Genomic DNA, 16,979 nt, shown 5'->3' with positions numbered 1-16,979 from the left:
AACGTACACTTAAGCCCCGGAGTCCGGGGCTTAAGTGTGCGTTCGCGCTGAGGGGGCGGGGCTTAAGTGTTCGTTCGCGCCTGCTGTGCGGGCTAGAGGTCGCGGATGGTGCGGAGCGCTGCGGCGGTGAGGACCTGGATGCCGAGGCCGAGGGCCCGCTCGTCCAGGATGTAGTCGCCGCGGTGCAGGTCGTACTCCTCGCCGCCGGGGGTCTTGGTACCGAGACGCATCATGGCGCCGGGCAGTTCGGCCAGGAACCAGGCGAAGTCCTCCCCGCCCATGGACTGCGGCGTCAGCACCACTGCGCCCTCGCCGATCTCGGCACGCGCAGCAGCCTCGATCAGCGCCGTCTCATGTTCGGAGTTGACCACGGGAGGAACGCCCCGGGTGTGCTCCAGCCGCACGTCCACGCCGTAGGGCGCAGCCACCTGGTGCACCACTTCGTCCAGCAGTTCGCCGGCGCTGTGCCAGGCATCGCGGTCCAGGCAGCGCATGGTTCCGGCCATGTACCCGGTGCCGGGGATGGCGTTGGGCGCCGACCCGGCGGAGATGTGCCCCCACACCACCGAAACGCCACTGCGGACGTCCACCCGGCGGGACAGGACGGCCGGCACGTTCACGGCAATCTGCGCAAGCGCGAAAACAAGCTCCTCGGTCAGGTGCGGGCGCGAGGTGTGGCCGCCGCGGCCGGAAAGTTCAATCCGGATGGTGTCTGACGCCGAGGTGATGGCGCCGATGCGGGTGCCGATCTTGCCCACTTCGATGCGCGGGTCGCAGTGCAGCGCCAGGATGCGGGGCACGCCTTCCAGCACTCCCTGCTCGATGCAGGAGTGCGCTCCGCCGGGCATGGTTTCCTCGGCGGGCTGGAAGATGATGCGCACGGTCCCGCCCAGCGGGGATTCCTGGTGCATCCGGTGCAGCACCAGGGCGATGCCCAGCATGGTGGTGGTGTGCACGTCGTGGCCGCAGGCGTGCGTGACGCCGTGGTTCTTCGAGGCGAACGGGAGCCCCGTTTCCTCGATGATCGGGAGGGCATCGATGTCACCGCGCAGCGCGGTGGCGATCGGGCCCTCGCCGATGTCAACGGTCAGGCCGGTGCCCTCGAGCCGGCGGGGCTCGAGGCCGGCAGCCTCGAGCCGCTCGGCCAGCTTGTCCGTCGTCCGGAATTCCCTGAAGGACAGTTCGGGGTGCGCATGCAGGTCACGGCGAAAATCGATCAGTTCCGGCAGCAGGGGCTCCAGCCACGGCCCCACCAGGGCGGTGGGCTCAGCTTCAGTAGTGTAATTGCGCACACCTCAACTGTAGCGAGGCCGGAAAGATTAGCGGCATCGCCTTCTCCGCGTTACGGCCTGTTTGCTTTCCCGAGAACTAGAGGACGTCGGTGTCGCCGCTGGCCTTCAGGGCGTCGACCGCCTGCTTCACCCGCTGCGAGTGCTGCTTGGTGGTCACCAGGAGCGCATCCGGGGTATCCACGATGACGACGTCCTTGATGCCGATCAGGGCGATGACACGCTTGGTGTCCGAGACCACCACGCCGCTGGCGTTTTCGGTGAAGACGCGGGCGCCCTCGCCGAGGACCGTCACCTCGTCCACTTCCTTGGCGCTGTTCAGCCGGCCTACGGAGGCGAAGTCGCCGACGTCGTCCCAACGGAAGGAACCGGGTACGACGGCGACGTCCCCGGCTGCCGCTGCGGGCTCGGCGACTGCATAGTCGATAGCGATCTTGGGCAGGGTGGGCCAGACACGCGCGGTGACTTCGTCACGCTGCGGCGTGTCCCACGCCTGGGCGATTTCCTGCAGGCCGTTGAAAAGCTCCGGCTGGTTCGCTTCCAGGTGCTTGAGCATGAGGGAAACGGGCGCCACGAACATGCCGGCGTTCCAGACGTACTCGCCGCTGTCCACGTACTGCTGGGCGACGTCCTCGTCCGGTTTCTCCACGAACTCCACCACAGCCTGGGCGCTGGGCGCCCCGGGGATGTGCAGCGAGTTGCCGGACCGGATGTAGCCGAAACCGGTGGACGGGTGGGTCGGCTTGATGCCGATGGTCACGATCTTGCCGGCCGCGGCGGTGTGGATGGCTTCCCGCACGGCGTCCTGGAAGAGACCGTCGGGGCTGATCACCTGGTCCGCGGCAAAGGAGCCCATGATGACGTCCGGATCGCGCTGGTGCAGGATGGCTGCGGCCAGGCCGATCGCGGCACCGGAGTCCTTAGGTTCGCTCTCGAGCACGAGGTCGCCGTCCTGCACCTCGGGCAGCTGGCGGCAGACGGCGGCACGGTGCGCAACGCCAGTGACAACAAGGACGCGGTTGCCGGCCAGCGGTTCAAGGCGGTCGTAGGTGGCACGCAGAAGCGTGCTGCCCGAACCGGTCAGGTCGTGAAGGAATTTGGGAGCTGCTGCTCGTGACAGAGGCCAGAGGCGGGTCCCCACACCGCCCGCAGGAATCACAGCGATAAAACGGCTGAGAGGTGAATCCTGGCTTGTCACTTTGTCGTTACTCATCAGGCCCTACTTTAGCCGACGCACCTCAGGGCGGCCTTTCGCCGGCGGGCCGCCTGCGGATACTGTGGCAACAGATGTGGTGTTTGTCTCAAAATAACCGAAAATCCGTACAGTACGTGGCGGGCAAGGAACGCCTGAATTGAATAAGCTGTGAGCGAAGCCTAGATTTAGGCCTGAGCTACGAGTGCTCTCGCAGCAGGCGTTCCCCCCGGCGTGGATCCCGCGCCAGCGCCGCTGTGTTCAGGGAGGTTTATTCAGTGCCGACGAAACCAGCTGGCACCTTGTACCGCGGCCGTGAAGGCATGTGGTCTTGGGTTGGACACCGCATTACTGGTGTAGTGATCTTTTTCTTCTTGTTGGTCCATGTGCTGGACACCTCACTGGTGAGGGTGTCGCCTGAGGCCTACACCGCCGTGATCGGTGCCTACAAGAACCCGCTGATGGCCCTGGGTGAAACGGGCCTGGTCGCAGCGATCGTGTTCCACGCCTTCAACGGCCTGCGGATCATCGCCGTCGACTTCTGGAAGAAGGGCGCCAAGTACCAGCGCCAGATGCTGTGGGTGGTGCTGGGCCTGTGGGTCGTCACCATGGTCGCCTTCGCCATCCGCCACCTGTCCCTCGCGCTCGGAGGTCACTAAGCCATGTCTGCAACTGAGATCCAGTCCCCGCGCAGCGGACAGATCGGCGGCAAGCCCGAGTCCGGCAAGATCGCCCCGAAGTACCGCCGCAACGGCAACTCTCGCGGCAACTTCGAAATGCTGGCCTGGCTGTTCATGCGCCTCTCCGGCGTGGTCCTGGTTGTGCTGATCTTCGGCCACCTCATCGTGAACCTCTTGGTGGGCGAAGGCATCCACGCCATCGACTTTGGCTTCGTTGCCGGCAAGTGGGCAGATCCGTTCTGGCAGTTCTGGGACCTGGCCATGCTGTGGCTCGCCATGCTGCACGGCACCAACGGTGTCCGCACCATCATCAACGACTACGCAGAGAAGGACTCCACCCGCTTCTGGCTCAAGATGGTCCTCTACGCAGCCTCCGCCGTCATCATCATCCTCGGCACCCTGGTGATCTTCACCTTCAACCCGTGCCCGGTTGTCAACGGCGTCCAGCTGCCCGGCGGCTTCTGCCCCGCGTAGCATCCCGTGGCGGCCCGCCATCCATTGGCGGGCCGCAATTTTGTGCGGAGACGGCCCAGGCCGCCCGCTGTTTATTGCGAATTTTGAGAGAAAGAGCGTCTGGTATGCAGGTCCATAAGTACGACGTCGTCATCGTCGGTGCCGGTGGCGCCGGGATGCGCGCCGCGATCGAGTCCGGTCAGCGTGCGCGAACAGCAGTACTGACCAAGCTGTACCCCACCCGCTCCCACACGGGTGCGGCGCAGGGCGGCATGTGTGCAGCCCTGGCCAATGTCGAGGAAGACAACTGGGAATGGCACACCTTCGACACCATCAAGGGCGGCGACTACCTGGTTGACCAGGACGCCGCCGAGGTCATGGCCAAGGAGGCCATCGACGCGGTGCTGGACCTCGAAAAGATGGGCCTGCCGTTCAACCGCACGCCCGAGGGCCGCATCGACCAGCGCCGCTTCGGCGGCCACACCCGTGACCACGGCAAGGCTCCGGTGCGCCGCGCCTGCTACGCCGCAGACCGCACGGGCCACATGATCCTCCAGACCCTGTACCAAAACTGCGTCAAGCACAACGTTGAGTTCTACAACGAGTACTACGTCCTGGACCTCCTGACGGTCGAGGAAGACGCCGTACGCGAGGACGGCACGCCGTTCAAGCAGAAGCGCGTTGCCGGCGTCGTGTCCTACGACCTCGCCTCCGGCGAGCTGCACGTCTTCCAGGCCAAGTCCGTGGTGTTCGCCTCCGGCGGCGCCGGCAAGGTCTTCAAGACCACCTCGAATGCCCACACCCTGACCGGTGACGGCATGGGCATCGCGTTCCGCCGCGGCATCCCCCTGGAGGACATGGAGTTCTTCCAGTTCCACCCGACCGGCCTCGCCGGCCTCGGCATCCTCCTGTCCGAGGCCGCCCGCGGTGAAGGCGCCATCCTCCGTAACTCCGAGGGTGAACGCTTCATGGAGCGCTACGCCCCGACGATTAAGGACCTCGCCCCGCGTGACATCGTGGCCCGCTCCATGGCCAACGAGGTCCGCGAAGGCCGCGGCTGCGGACCGAACAAGGATTACGTGCTCCTTGACCTGACGCACCTTGAACCGGCCCACATCGACGCCAAGCTGCCGGACATTACCGAGTTTGCCCGCACCTACCTCGGCGTCGAGCCCTACACGGAGCCGGTCCCGGTCTTCCCGACGGCGCACTACGCCATGGGCGGCATCCCGACGAACATCACAACCGAGGTCCTCCAGGACAACGACACCGTGGTTCCGGGCCTCTACGCCGCCGGCGAGGTGGCCTGCGTGTCCGTGCACGGCTCCAACCGTCTGGGCACCAACTCCCTGCTGGACATCAACGTGTTCGGCAAGCGCGCCGGCATTGCCGCCGCCGAGTACGCCAAGACGGCTGACTTCGTGGAACTGCCGGAGAACCCGGAAGACTTCACCATCCGCCTGCTGGATGTGGCCCGCAACGCGAACGGCACCGAAAAGGTCGCCGCGATCCGCAAGGAACTGCAGGACACCATGGACGCCAACATGCAGGTGTTCCGCACGGCAGACACGCTGAACCAGGTCCTGAAGGACATCGAGTCCTTCGAGGAGCGGTACCAGCGCATCAGCGTCCAGGACAAGGGCAAGCGCTTCAACCTGGACCTGCTCGAGGCCGTGGAGCTCGGCTTCCTGCTGGAGCTGGCTCGGGTCATGACCGTGGCGGCCCTGCACCGTGAGGAATCCCGCGGCGGCCACTTCCGCGAGGACTTCCCGGACCGCGACGACGAAAAATTCATGAAGCACTCCATGGCGTACAAAGAAGACCACGCACCGGCCGACGGTTCCGCGGAGGAGGCAATCGCCGGTGTCCGGCTTGCCACCAAGCCGGTTGTCTTTACGCGCTACGAGCCGATGGTGAGGAAGTACTAATATGTCCGCTGAACTTGCTGAGCCAGCCTCCAAGATCGAACTTCCCGCCGGTGTTGGCGGCGGCGGGGAAATCCCGACGTTCGACATCACCCTGCGCGTCCGCCGCTACGACCCCGAGGTTTCCGCCGAAGCCCGCTGGGACGACTTCAAGCTGACCATGTACGGCACGGACCGCGTGCTGGACGCCCTGCACAAGATCAAGTGGGAAGTGGACGGCAGCGTCTCCTTCCGCCGCTCCTGCGCCCACGGCGTCTGCGGTTCCGATGCCATGCGCATCAACGGCCGCAACCGCCTCGCCTGCAAGACCCTGCTGAAGGACCTGGACACGTCCAAGCCCATCACCGTTGAGCCCATCAAGGGCCTGCCGGTGGAGAAGGACCTGATTGTGGACATGGAGCCGTTCTTCCAGTCCTTCCGCGAAGTCATGCCGTTCCTCATCAACAAGGGCCACGAGCCCACGAAGGAACGCCTGCAGTCCGCCGAGGACCGTGAGCGCTTCGACGACACCACCAAGTGCATCCTGTGCGCCGCGTGCACGTCGTCCTGCCCCGTGTTCTGGACCGACGGCCAGTACTTCGGCCCGGCAGCGATCGTGAACGCCCACCGCTTCATCTTCGACTCCCGTGACGACGCCGGCGACATGCGCCTGGAGATCCTCAACGACAAGGAAGGCGTGTGGCGCTGCCGCACCACCTTCAACTGCTCCGAGGCATGCCCCCGCGGCATCCAGGTCACGCAGGCCATTGCAGAGGTCAAGCAGGCCATTCTGGCCCGCAAGATCTGAGCCCGCTCTAAGCGGACAAAAGAGTACGACGGCGTCGCTCACCACATGCGGAAACGTACGGTGGGCGGCGCCGTCGTTGTTTCTCCAACCAAGCCGTTCGTATCAACCACCAGGGAATGAACAGATGCACCGCTCCGAAAAAGTTTCGTTCGAAGGCACCACCGGCGAACTGTTGTCCGGCATCCTCGATGTGCCGGAAGGCCCGGTGAAGGGCTGGGGCGTCTTTTCGCACGGCTTCACGCTGGGCAAGGACAGCCCCGCGGCGTCCCGGATGTGCAAGGCGCTGGCGGACAACGGGATCGGCATGCTCCGCTTCGACAACGTGGGCCTCGGCGGCTCCGCCGGGCAGTGGTCCGCGGGCTCCTTCAGCCACAAGGTGGCGGACACGGTCCGGGCGGCGGAGTACATGCGGGCGGAGGGCCGTGCCATCTCGCTGCTGGTGGGGCATTCCTTCGGCGGCGCCGCCGTTCTTGCGGCCGCGTCCGAAATCGCTGAGGTCGATGCCGTCGCCACGGTGGGTGCGCCCTTCTCCCCCAAACATGTTGCGCACGTCTTCGACGCGGCCCTGGACAAGATCCTGAGCGAGGGCAGCGCCGAGGTGGACCTCGGCGGCAAGCGGGTGGAGATCCGTCGGCACTTCGTGGAGGACCTCGAGAACGCCGACCTCACGGACTGCATCCGGCGGCTGCACAAGCCCCTGATGGTCCTGCACTCCCCCACGGACAACACCGTGGGCATCGAGAACGCCAGCACGATCTTCCAGACCGCCCGCCACCCGCGGAACTTCGTCTCGCTGGAGGGCAGCGACCACCTGCTGACCGGCAAGGGGCAGGCGGCGCGGGCCGCGAAGATTATCGCGGCGTGGGCCGACCAATACCTCGACGCCGGACGCTGACGCCCACGGGGCGCGGATGCTCCGCCGGGTGGTGCCGCTCCACGGGCGTCTTTCCGGGCTGCACCTGGCGTGACCCCCAGCCGGCGGTTTTGGCAGCCGGAGCGGCCTTCAGGTCCTCCTCACGGATGGCCGACCAGGACGCGGAAACAAGATAGACCTGGCTGACCAGGTTGAACCAGATCAGCAGCCCGATGATGATGGCGAAGGGAGCCAGGATGGGGTTGCGTCCGGCGCCCGCCAGCAGTTCGGTGCTGAAGACCTGCAGGACTGTGGTGCCCACCCCCGCGAGGATCGTTCCTTCCAGCAGCGCCTGCCGGGAGAGCCTGAGCCCGCCGGCCAGGCGGAACATGATGAGCGCGGTGATCCAATTCAGGACCAGCGGCACGGCGATCTTGATCAGGGCCGCCAGCGGCCCTGCCACGGCGGGGTCCAGGCGGAGCTGCTCCATCGCCCAGCCCGCGGCGGTGCCGAACACGAGGGACGCACCCGAGCTGATGACCAGGGCGGTGCCGAGCAGCAGCAGTGTTCCGGCGTCGTGCAGTTTCATGATCACGGGATTGAGCTTGAGCGGGCCGAGCATCATGACTCCCCGGAGCCCCTCCCGCAGGCCGGCGATCCAGCCCAGGGACGTGATGACGGTGACGATGGCGGCAATGACTGCCGTCCAGCCGAGACCGTCGGGGTTCAGGAGGTCCTTCGGATCCACCAGCCCGTCACCGCCGTCGACCTTTAACAGGCCCGGGGCACTTTCGGCCACGCTGGCAACGATCCGGTCCAGGAGTGCAGGCTGGCCGCGGAGCGCCAGCCCCGCGATGGAGAAGCCGGTGGTCAGCAGGCCGGTGATGGAGAAGAACATGTTGAAGCCGGTGCCCGCGCTCATCAGCGGGCCGTGCTGGCGTGTGTAGTGCTGCCACGCCCGCATCGGGCGGAAGGCGTTCAGCCTGGCCTGCAGCCACTGGACCAGGGCCATGACCTGGGGCAACGCCCCCTGGCCGGACCGGCGGGCCTTGCCCCACACCACCTGCTTGCGGATGACCTCAAGCTTCAACTTCGCACGCTCAGTGGGGAGCGGTGGCTCCGTCGGCGTTTGTTGCTCGGAGGGCGTCCCGTTCATCGTCTGGTTCGGTACCAAAGTCAAGCTCTTCCCGTAGCTGCCAAATACCATCGGTGTCGTGCTCGTAGAGTCCCATGCTAACCACCGGGAAGGTTGCCCTGTAGTCCTTCAGCACCGTTTCGGCCTCATCGAGGCTTTCCGGTGCGACGTCGTGGGCGATGGTCACATGGGGATGGTAGGCAAACGGCAGCTCACGTTCGAGCGGTCCGGTCTGTAGCTTTTCGTGCAGGTCGACGCATTCCTGGAAGCCGTCCTCCACGTTGATGAACACTACCGGGGAAACGGGCCGGAAGGACCCCGTTCCGCAGATGGTCACCATGAACGGGACCTGCGTCCGGGCCACCTCGCGCACGTGGTCGCGGGCAGCTTCCCAGTCATGCGTGGGCGTGGTGGTGACGAGGGTGATGTGAGCCGGAATGACGGTGGCCATGGGGTCCCCGAAAGATGCCCGCCACCGCTGGAGTTCCTCGGCGATTTCAGGCGGAAAGCCCAGAATAACCCCGAGGCTCATTCCGTCGCTGACTCCGCTGTTGGCGGGCTTGGGGGCCGGCATTTCGCTAGCGGGCTCCGGCATACGGCAGGAAGCCAGTCTTGGCGTAGACGTCCTGGAGGGTGGTGGAGGCGATTGCGCGGGCCTTGTCGGCGCCGTGGGCCAGCAGCCGGTCCAGCTCCGCCGGGTCCGCCAGCAGTTCGTTGGCCCGGTCCCGGATCGGCGTCAGCCGCTCGGTCACCACTTCGGCGAGGTCCACCTTGAGGTGGCCGTACATCTTGCCCTGGTATTCGCCAACGAGGGCGTCCACAGACTTCCCGGTGATGGCCGAGTAGATTGTCAGCAGGTTGGACACGCCGGGCTTGGTTTCCCGGTCGAAGCGGATCTCCGTCTCAGTGTCCGTGACCGCCGACTTGATCCGCTTGGCCGTGACCTTGGGCTCGTCGAGCAGATTGATCAGGCCGGCGGGTGATTCCGCGGACTTGGACATCTTGGCGGTGGGGTTCTGCAGGTCGTAGATCTTCGCCGACTCCTTCTGGATGAAGGGCTTGGGCACGGTAAAGGTCTCGCCGAAGCGGGTGTTGAAGCGTGCAGCGAGGTCGCGGCTGAGCTCGACGTGCTGGCGCTGGTCCTCGCCGACGGGGACGCCGTGCGGCTGGTAGAGCAGGATGTCCGCGGCCTGCAGGATCGGGTAGGTGAACAGACCAACGCTGGCGTGCTCGGAGCCCTGCTTGTGGGCCTTGTCCTTGAACTGCGTCATGCGGGACGCTTCGCCGAAGCCCGTGATGCAGTTCAGCACCCAGGCCAGCTGGGCGTGTTCGGGCACCTGGGACTGGACGAACAGCGTGCACTTGTCCACGTCCACGCCCCCGGCGATGTACTGCGCCGCCGTGACCCGCGTCCGCCGGGCCAGCTCGGCCGGGTCCTGCGGAACGGTGATGGCGTGCAGGTCCGGGATAAAGAAGATTGCGTCGTACTCATCCTGCATCCGCACCCAGTTCACGAGGGCGCCAAGATAGTTGCCAAGGTGCAGGGAATCGGCGGAGGGCTGCATGCCGGACAGGATGCGGTGCCGGATACCGGCGGCCGGCTGGGTTCCGTTGGCTGCTTCGGGCTGCGCAGCTGCGTCGGTCACGGTGGAAGTGGAGGTCATTCGTCGGAGCCTTTGGAACTAGAGCCGGTAGTCCACTACCAGCGGGGCATGGTCAGAGAAGCGGGTGTCCCACGACGGCGCCCGGTCCACGACGGCCTGCACTGCGGCGGCCGCGAGGGCGGGGGTGGCCAGGTGGTAGTCGATGCGCCAGCCGGTGTCGTTGTCGAAGGCCTGGCCGCGCTGAGACCACCAGGTGTAGGGGCCGTTGACGCTGCCCGCCAGGCCCCTGTGAACATCCTTCCAGCCGATCTCCGCACCGAAGAAGCGGTCAAAGTAGGCGCGCTCCTCCGGCAGGAAGCCGGCACGCTTGACGTTGCCCTTCCAGTTCTTGATGTCCAGCTCGCTGTGGCCCACGTTCAGGTCACCGGTGACCAGGGCGTGGTCGCTGTGTTTGGTGAGCTCGGGCAGACGGGTGCTCATGACATCCAGGAAGCGGTACTTGTCCTCCTGCTTGGGGGTGCCGGCCTCGCCGGAGTGCACGTAGGCGCTCACGACGGTCAGCTGCGACGCGTTGCCTTCGGCGTCGCGGACCCGGAAATCCGCCTCCACCCAACGGCCGGCCGTGGCGAAGTAGTCGTCGCCAATGTGGTCGCGGGTGACGAGGGGCTCCTCGCGGGAGGCGATGGCCACGCCGGCGCGGCCCTTGGCCTCGGCTTCGGCGTGCAGGATGTGCCACCCTTCGCCGATGAGCTGGCGGACAATGGCGTCAGGCGCGCGCACTTCCTGCAGGGTCAGGATGTCCACTTCGCGGGTCGCGAGCCACTCGGCCATGCCCTTTTTGTAGGCAGCGCGGAGGCCGTTGACGTTGACTGTTGCGATGCGAAGGTGGTCCTTCTTCAATGCCGAGCTCACCCGTTCCACTCTAGTCGATGATGGTTCCGGCCACGGGCTCGCCGGAGCCGCCGGAGGACTTGATCATGTCACGGGCGTTGGTGGCGGTGATCTCGATGGTCTCGAGGGCGCGGCGGATGGTGTCCTGGTCCGCGGCTGCACCCTTGGCACGCTCCTGCTCCACCACGCGCACCTGCACCTGCACGATCTTGAAGGAGTGGTCCAGCTTCATGTCCCGGAGTTCCTCCGCTTCACTGCGTTCGCGCACCAGGCGGGTTCCGCCGTGGTCGGCCGAGGCGGTGGAAGGCGCGCGGCCGGTGGCGGCGTTGAACGCGTTGTGCGCCTCATTGATCTTGGCGCCGGCCTTCTTGGCCGCCCGCTGGATGCTGAAAACCACGAAGGAGGCTAGCGCCAGCCAGAACAGCGCGATGACCGCGACAACCCAGCCGACGACGTCGTTCTGGTTGGCGGCGAAGATCACGGCCACCAGGAAGGCGGTGACCAGGACCAGCAGGCCCGGACCGCTGATGCGGAACATGGAGAATCCGCCCCGGCCCGGGGTGGATGACGACTTGGAGCTGCCCAGAGATTGCATGAAGCCATTCTCTCAAATCCCGGGGGCGCCCCAGGACGCTTCCACCGGCGGCGAACACCCGCCGGTGGCGAACAGCACCTACTTCAGGAACAGGCTCCGCAGCCTGCCCGTGGTGAGCATGAGGCCCAGCACGATCATGACCAGGTAGTAGCCCACGTGGATGGCAGTGGCCGGTGTGAAGGAGGCGGCGCTGATCTGCCGCAGAAGCTCCACCCCGTGCCACAGCGGCATGGCCTGGATCAGCCACTGGATGTACTCGGGGTAGACGCTCAGCGGATAGAAGGTGGCGCTGAAGAGGAACATCGGCAGCATGATGAAGTTCACCCAGTCCATCTGCTGGAAGGTCTTCATGAAGCTCGTGATGCCCATGCCGAAGCTGGCGAACCCGAACGCGATCAGCACGGAGGCCGGAATCATCAGCAGCGCCCACGGGGTTGTGATGAGCCCCATCAGCCCCATGACCGCCGTGAACCCGGTGGCGTACAGCAGGCCGCGCAGCAGGGCCAGGAAGATCTCGCCGATGGCCACGTCAAGGGGCCCCAAGGAGGTGTACAGCATCCCCTGGTAGAGCTTGGCGAAGTTCATCTTGAAGAAGACATTCCAGGTGGAGTCGTACACCGCCCCGTTCATGGCCGAGACCGCCAGCAGCGCCGGTGCGATGTACGCTGCGTAGCTGATCTCCTGGCCGCCCGGACCGGAGACGGAGCCCACCACGGCGCCCATGCCGACACCCATGGAAATCAGGAACAGCACCGGCTCGAAGAACCCGGACAGCATGACCAGCCAGTTGCTGCTCTTGGTGGCCATCAGCCCGCGCCCGATCACCGCGCGCGCGTTCCGTGAGTACAGCGGGCCGAAGCGCCGGTTCCGGGCTTCCTCCGTGACGGCGTGGCCCTGGGTCAGGACTGTCACTGCCCCATCCTCCTGACGAATTGGCGCTTGGTGAGGACCCAGCCGAACCAGGCCAGGGCCAGCAGGAACACGACATGGATGATGGTCAGCACCGGGGATTCGTCGTAGCCGAAGGTCATCACCCGGCCCAGCTCCGTGCCGTGCCAGATGGGCGAGATCCAGCCGATCCAGCGGACCAGCACGGGCAGTGTGTCCAGTGGGAAGAACGTGCCGGAGAACAGGAACAGCGGCATGACGATGAACCGCATCACCATGGCGAACTGGCCTTTGTCCTCCTTGACAGAGGCCGCGTACGCCATGAGCGGCAGGCCGAACGAGAGCCCGGCCAGAGTTGCCACCAGCACCGAGCCCCAGCCCCAGCTGCTCGGTGATGCGCCGAACATGGCCACGATGACGAAGTAGATGACGGACTGCAGCAGGAACCGCAGGGTCACCGCGACGATCTGGCCGGCCGCGATCTGTTCCGGGGTCAGCGGGGAGGCGTGCGGGCCGTAGTAGACGCGGCGCCATTTGAAGCCGTCCATCACCGGGAATGTGAATTCGTTGGCTGCGGTCATGACCGCGGCGGAGACGAGCAGTGCCGGCGCGATGAAGGCGATGTAACTGACCCCGCCGAACGCGGAGGCACTGTTGGTGTCCACCAGCGTTGCCAGGCCGACGCCCATCGCGAACAGGTACGCCGCCGGCTGGCCCACGCTGTACAGGAAGATGGACCAGCCGTAGCCCTTCATGACGCGCAGGACCTGCTCTGCGTAGTAGAAGGCGCCCCAGCGCCGCGCCTTGGCAGCCGACACCTCGGGAGGGTGGGCGCGCAAGGCGAGTCCCGCCGTCGTGCTTTCCGGTGGATTCCCGACGGCGGTGGGCCCGGGGGCGTCGCCGCCGGCACGCCCGCTGGCCGGGACAGCAGGCGACGGCTCAGTCAACGAGGCTCCTGCCGGTAAGCCGGAGGAACACGTCCTCCAGCGAAGACCTGCGCACCAGCGAGGTGAGTGGGCGCAGTCCGCGCGCGGAGACTTCCTCCAATGCCGCCTCGCCGTCGTGCGTGTAGATGAGCACCCGGTCCGGGAGCGTCTCCAGGCGTTCGCCGATGCCCTCGAGCTCGGCGCCGATGCTGGCGTTGCGCTCGGAACCGAACCGCAGTTCCAGGACTTCGCGGGTGGAGTAGTCCCTGATGAGCGATGCCGGCGAGCCCTCCGCCATAATCCGGCCCTTGTCCACCACGATCAGCCGGTCGCAGAGCTGCTCGGCCTCATCCATGTAGTGGGTGGTGAGGATCAGCGTGACGCCCTGCTCCTTCAAACGGAACAGCCGGTCCCACAGGATGTGCCGCGCCTGCGGGTCCAGTCCGGTGGTGGGCTCGTCGAGCAGCAGGATGCGGGGCTCGTTGATGAGCGAGCGCGCGATGGTGAGGCGGCGCTTCATGCCGCCGGACAGGGCATCCACCTTGGACTTGGCCTTGTCCGTCAGCTGTGCGAATTCGAGCAGCTCGTCCGCCTTGGGCCTGAGGTAGCTCATGGGCAGCCCGAAGTAGCGGCCGTAGACCAGCAGGTTGTCCCGGACCTTGAGTTCCTCGTCCAGGTTGTCCTGCTGCGGCACCACGCCCAGGTGCGCGCGCACCTCGGGTCCGTTCTGCTCGGGGTCCAGCCCCATGATGGTCAGGTTTCCGGAGGTCCGCTGGGACACTCCGCCGATCATTTTCATGGTGGTGGATTTCCCGGCGCCGTTGGGCCCGAGCAGTCCGAAGGACTCCCCTGCCGGAACGCTGAAGGAAATGCCGTCGACGGCGGTGACGTCGCCGTAGGTCTTGGTCAGGTTCTCGGCGGTAATCACGTACCGCGGCGGGGTGGGCCCTGTTTCTTTCTCGGGCCCTGTTTCTTTCTCGGGCCCTGTCTCGTTAGCGGGCACAGGCTTCTTGGACGTTCCTTCGGCGGAATGGAGTTCGGGCACCCCACCACGCTAGTACGCGGCGCAGGCCAAAGGAATAGCTAAGTCTCAAAAACCCCGAACAGCAACGCGGGGTCACTTTTAGCCCGATGTCGAGGGCGATATCTGACCTCGCGTTGCGGTTGGCGTTACCTGCGGTTCCCTCGAGAGTTCCCCTGCGAGTCCCCCCGCAGGACCTCCAGGCGCTGGCGGTACTCGGTCTCGTCGATCTCGCCGCGCGCGTAGCGCTCACGCAGGACGCTTTCGCCGCCGCGGGCCGTGGCCCACTCGTGGTTCCTGCGCCAGGTACGCCGGGCAATGAAGATGAACAGTCCGATCACCAGGATCCAGAACAGCGGGAACAGCAGGAACCATGGCGAGAATCCTGTGCCCCACGGGCCGTGGGCTACGGGATCGGTCAGCAACTGCGCGGACTGGACCGCGAAAGTGGCGGCTAGGGATGAAGTCATGTCATGCTCCCAAAATCTCGGTAAGGGCCGTCCTTCGGCTCTGTTTCGAGTCTGGCCGTCCGACGGCGGCGGGTCATCCGACGCCGGGAGTCACCTTGGGTGCCCCGCGTACTCCGCCGGGAGTCCGGCCCCTGCCGCTGAAGTCAGACCCTCTCTCACTCCCTGCCGGCCTGACCACACTGCGGTCGTACCTAGTGAAAGAGGATCGCCGAGGAATCGGCAGGATGTCAGAGAGCGTCGGGTTAGGGCCATTGCTGCCGCCCCAGCCGGATCTGCTGCCCTAGCCGGCCCAGCCGGGCCGCACGAGGCCCGATTCGTAGGCCAGCACCACCAGCTGTGCGCGGTCGCGGACCAGCAGCTTGGTCATGATGCGCGAGACGTGTGTCTTCGCCGTGAGGGGCGTGATCACCAGCCGCTCCGCGATCTCCGCGTTGTTCAGGCCCTCGCCCACGAGACCCAGGACTTCACGCTCACGCTCGGTGATGTTCTCCAGCGGCACCGGAGCCGCCGTCGCCCGGGACTGCAGGGCCAGCTGGGCCATGATGCGCCGGGTGACGGAAGGCGAGAGCAGCGCGTCGCCGTCGTAGACCACCCGGACGGCGCGGAGCAGCTCCTCGGGTTCGGTGTCCTTCACCAGGAACCCTGCCGCCCCGGCGCGCACCGCCTCAGCGATGTATTCGTCCAGTTCGAAGGTGGTGAGGATGATGATGCGAGTGCCGGCTAGGCCTTGGTCCGCCATGATTTTCCGGGTGGCCTCCAGCCCGTCCGTCCCGGGCATCCGGATGTCCATCAGCACCACGTCGGGGCGCTCCCGGACCGCGAGGCGGACGGCGTCTTGGCCGGTTCCGCACTCGGCCACCACCTCCATGTCCGGTTCTGCGTTCAGGAGGGCACGGAAGCCGGCGCGGATGAGTGTCTGGTCGTCGGCCAGCAGGATGCGGATCACCGCGCCTCCCGGTCTGCTCCGGGGACTGGTCCGGCCAGCCGCGGGGCCACCGGCATCACGGCCCGCACACGCCAGCCCGGACGCAGCGGAGTAAGGTTCAGCGAACCGCCCACGGCGACCGTCCTCTCCCGCATCCCCGTCACCCCGTTGCCTTCCGGCACTCCGGCGGCCCCGGCGCCGTCGTCGTCAACGGTCACGGTGAGCTGTCCTCCGGGGTTCCCCACCGCCGTCGTACCCTCCAGGGCAAGGACGACGGCGGCCTTCCGGGCGCCGGAATGCCGCACCACGTTGGTCAGGGCTTCCTGGACGATCCGGTACGCAGCTTCCTGGACGGCATCCGGAAGCTGCTGCACGCTGGCTGCCTCCGGCAGGGTCAGGCTGACCTCGAGCCCCGCCCGGCGGGCGTCATCGGCGAGCCCCGGAACCCTGTCCAGCCGCGGAGGGGGCGCGGGGCTCAGCGGGGCGTCCTCGCGGAGCACGCCCAGGAGCTGGCGGATCTCGGCCAGCGAATCCTTGCTCGCTGCCTTGATGGCTTCCAGCGCGGGGCGGAACTGGTCAGGGTCCCTCTCTCCGAGGTGCAGCGCCACGGAAGCTCGGACGTTAATGAGCGACAGGGAATGCGCAACGACGTCGTGGATGTCCCGGGCGAGGGCCAGCCGGTACTCGTCGCGGGCCGCCTGCTCGCGGGCCTCGTGCTGGCGGTGCCGTTCCGCCACCCGCTCGGTACGCAGCCGCACGCCCTCCCCCATCAGCACGAGAATGGCCAGCCACGAGGTGCCGGCGAAGGCCCGGACCAGGGCGAACTCGTCGCCGCTGACCGCCGCGCCGGCCACCAGCACGGCTGCACAGGCACCGGCCACGGCCCAGGTCTGCCAGCGCTTCCCGGCCGCGGCGGAGAGCACGATCGCCAGCGCCAGCGACAGGAACACCGGACCCCACGCGTAGCCAACGGCCAGATACGCCCCGACGGACGCCCCCGCGGCCGGAAGCATCACCAGCGGGGCGCGGCGCCGCAGGGACAGGGAGGCCGGTCCAGCCAGCAGCAGGACGACCGCGAGGGCATCCAGCGGCCGGTGGTCCGGCTGGCGGGCGGAGGCGAACACGGTGCCTACCACCTCGAAGATGGCCACGGCAACCACGATGGCTGCTGTGGGCGGTCCCCGGAATCGGCGCTGCATACGTCCGAGCCTAGCCGGGAAGGCCGCACGCGTCGTCGGCTTAACGGCGTAGGGGGGCGCCGCCGCCGGGGGGATGGGGCCCACCCCCCCCCCAACCACCCAACCACCGCCCCCGGCCCACGGGCGTATAAAAAAAAAAAAACCCC

Annotated in this window: 18 protein-coding genes; 5 read left to right on the top strand and 13 right to left on the bottom strand. The window is 66.6% G+C overall.

All coding sequences use genetic code 11. From position 1 onward, the window contains the following. Positions 1 to 92: 92 nt before the first annotated feature. Both ACFQ50_RS17540 and ACFQ50_RS17535 read right to left on the bottom strand, forming a co-directional pair. Entirely contained in the window at positions 93 to 1,292 is a 1,200-nt protein-coding gene (locus ACFQ50_RS17540; RefSeq protein ID WP_377996920.1) for an amidohydrolase, read from the bottom strand. A 76-nt stretch (positions 1,293 to 1,368) separates the two neighbouring features. Next, on the bottom strand, positions 1,369 to 2,502 hold the full coding sequence (locus ACFQ50_RS17535) for a mannose-1-phosphate guanylyltransferase (protein ID WP_377996919.1): 1,134 nt from the start codon (positions 2,500 to 2,502) through the stop codon (positions 1,369 to 1,371). Between the two features lie 257 nt (positions 2,503 to 2,759). Between ACFQ50_RS17535 and sdhC the strand changes: the two genes are divergently transcribed. The 5 genes from sdhC to ACFQ50_RS17510 all read left to right on the top strand — a co-directional run bounded on the left by sdhC (position 2,760) and on the right by ACFQ50_RS17510 (position 7,221). After that, on the top strand, positions 2,760 to 3,140 hold the full coding sequence (sdhC, locus tag ACFQ50_RS17530) for a succinate dehydrogenase, cytochrome b556 subunit (RefSeq protein WP_076798412.1): 381 nt from the start codon (positions 2,760 to 2,762) through the stop codon (positions 3,138 to 3,140). Between the two features lie 3 nt (positions 3,141 to 3,143). Then, positions 3,144 to 3,635 carry a succinate dehydrogenase hydrophobic membrane anchor subunit gene (locus ACFQ50_RS17525; protein WP_377996918.1) on the top strand — a complete coding sequence of 164 codons (492 nt, stop codon included), beginning with the start codon at positions 3,144 to 3,146 and terminating at the stop codon, positions 3,633 to 3,635. A 104-nt stretch (positions 3,636 to 3,739) separates the two neighbouring features. Continuing rightward, a complete protein-coding gene (sdhA, locus tag ACFQ50_RS17520) occupies positions 3,740 to 5,542 on the top strand; it encodes a succinate dehydrogenase flavoprotein subunit (protein ID WP_377996917.1) in 1,803 nt (600 codons plus the stop codon). 1 nt (position 5,543) lies between these two features. Then, positions 5,544 to 6,326 carry a succinate dehydrogenase iron-sulfur subunit gene (locus ACFQ50_RS17515; protein WP_306921628.1) on the top strand — a complete coding sequence of 261 codons (783 nt, stop codon included), beginning with the start codon at positions 5,544 to 5,546 and terminating at the stop codon, positions 6,324 to 6,326. Positions 6,327 to 6,450: 124 nt separating this feature from the next. Beyond that, a complete protein-coding gene (locus ACFQ50_RS17510; RefSeq protein WP_377996916.1) occupies positions 6,451 to 7,221 on the top strand; it encodes an alpha/beta hydrolase family protein in 771 nt (256 codons plus the stop codon). Here the strand turns inward: ACFQ50_RS17510 and ACFQ50_RS17505 are convergent. From ACFQ50_RS17505 to ACFQ50_RS17455, 11 genes are all read right to left on the bottom strand, one after another. Further along, the gene (locus ACFQ50_RS17505; RefSeq protein ID WP_377996924.1) at positions 7,178 to 8,191 is read right to left on the bottom strand and encodes a YihY/virulence factor BrkB family protein; all 1,014 of its coding nucleotides are present in this window, start codon (positions 8,189 to 8,191) and stop codon (positions 7,178 to 7,180) included. The two genes, ACFQ50_RS17510 and ACFQ50_RS17505, sit on opposite strands and share 44 nt — an antisense overlap. 88 nt (positions 8,192 to 8,279) lie before the next feature. After that, complete coding sequence (locus ACFQ50_RS17500; RefSeq protein WP_377996915.1) at positions 8,280 to 8,888, bottom strand: 2'-5' RNA ligase family protein; 609 nt, start codon at positions 8,886 to 8,888, stop codon at positions 8,280 to 8,282. 4 nt (positions 8,889 to 8,892) lie between these two features. Beyond that, positions 8,893 to 9,978, bottom strand: a complete 1,086-nt coding sequence (gene trpS / locus ACFQ50_RS17495) for a tryptophan--tRNA ligase (RefSeq protein ID WP_377996914.1) — start codon at positions 9,976 to 9,978, stop codon at positions 8,893 to 8,895. A gap of 18 nt (positions 9,979 to 9,996) precedes the next feature. Next, positions 9,997 to 10,830 (bottom strand): exodeoxyribonuclease III, encoded by an 834-nt coding sequence (locus ACFQ50_RS17490; RefSeq protein ID WP_377996913.1) that lies wholly within the window; start codon positions 10,828 to 10,830, stop codon positions 9,997 to 9,999. Between the two features lie 10 nt (positions 10,831 to 10,840). After that, positions 10,841 to 11,404 carry a hypothetical protein gene (locus ACFQ50_RS17485; RefSeq protein ID WP_377996912.1) on the bottom strand — a complete coding sequence of 188 codons (564 nt, stop codon included), beginning with the start codon at positions 11,402 to 11,404 and terminating at the stop codon, positions 10,841 to 10,843. Between the two features lie 78 nt (positions 11,405 to 11,482). Beyond that, positions 11,483 to 12,316, bottom strand: a complete 834-nt coding sequence (locus tag ACFQ50_RS17480) for an ABC transporter permease (protein ID WP_377996911.1) — start codon at positions 12,314 to 12,316, stop codon at positions 11,483 to 11,485. Continuing rightward, positions 12,313 to 13,131: an ABC transporter permease gene (locus ACFQ50_RS17475; protein ID WP_377996923.1), complete on the bottom strand. Its 819-nt coding sequence runs from the start codon at positions 13,129 to 13,131 to the stop codon at positions 12,313 to 12,315. The genes ACFQ50_RS17480 and ACFQ50_RS17475 overlap by 4 nt, the downstream gene beginning before the upstream one ends. Before the next feature lie 100 nt (positions 13,132 to 13,231). After that, positions 13,232 to 14,146: an ABC transporter ATP-binding protein gene (locus ACFQ50_RS17470; protein ID WP_377996922.1), complete on the bottom strand. Its 915-nt coding sequence runs from the start codon at positions 14,144 to 14,146 to the stop codon at positions 13,232 to 13,234. A gap of 242 nt (positions 14,147 to 14,388) precedes the next feature. After that, positions 14,389 to 14,709, bottom strand: coding sequence for an SHOCT domain-containing protein (locus ACFQ50_RS17465; RefSeq protein WP_377996910.1), 321 nt, complete (start codon positions 14,707 to 14,709; stop codon positions 14,389 to 14,391). 280 nt (positions 14,710 to 14,989) lie between these two features. Then, on the bottom strand, positions 14,990 to 15,655 hold the full coding sequence (locus tag ACFQ50_RS17460) for a response regulator (RefSeq protein ID WP_377996909.1): 666 nt from the start codon (positions 15,653 to 15,655) through the stop codon (positions 14,990 to 14,992). Then, a complete protein-coding gene (locus ACFQ50_RS17455; RefSeq protein WP_377996908.1) occupies positions 15,652 to 16,833 on the bottom strand; it encodes a sensor histidine kinase in 1,182 nt (393 codons plus the stop codon). The genes ACFQ50_RS17460 and ACFQ50_RS17455 overlap by 4 nt, the downstream gene beginning before the upstream one ends. Between the last annotated feature and the right edge of the window lie 146 nt (positions 16,834 to 16,979).

This window comes from Arthrobacter sp. NPDC056493 (genome assembly GCF_042795115.1).
Lineage (GTDB): Bacteria > Actinomycetota > Actinomycetes > Actinomycetales > Micrococcaceae > Arthrobacter.
The sequence above is the reverse complement of the archived record's forward strand: the minus strand, read 5'-3'. Positions and strand labels throughout refer to the sequence as shown.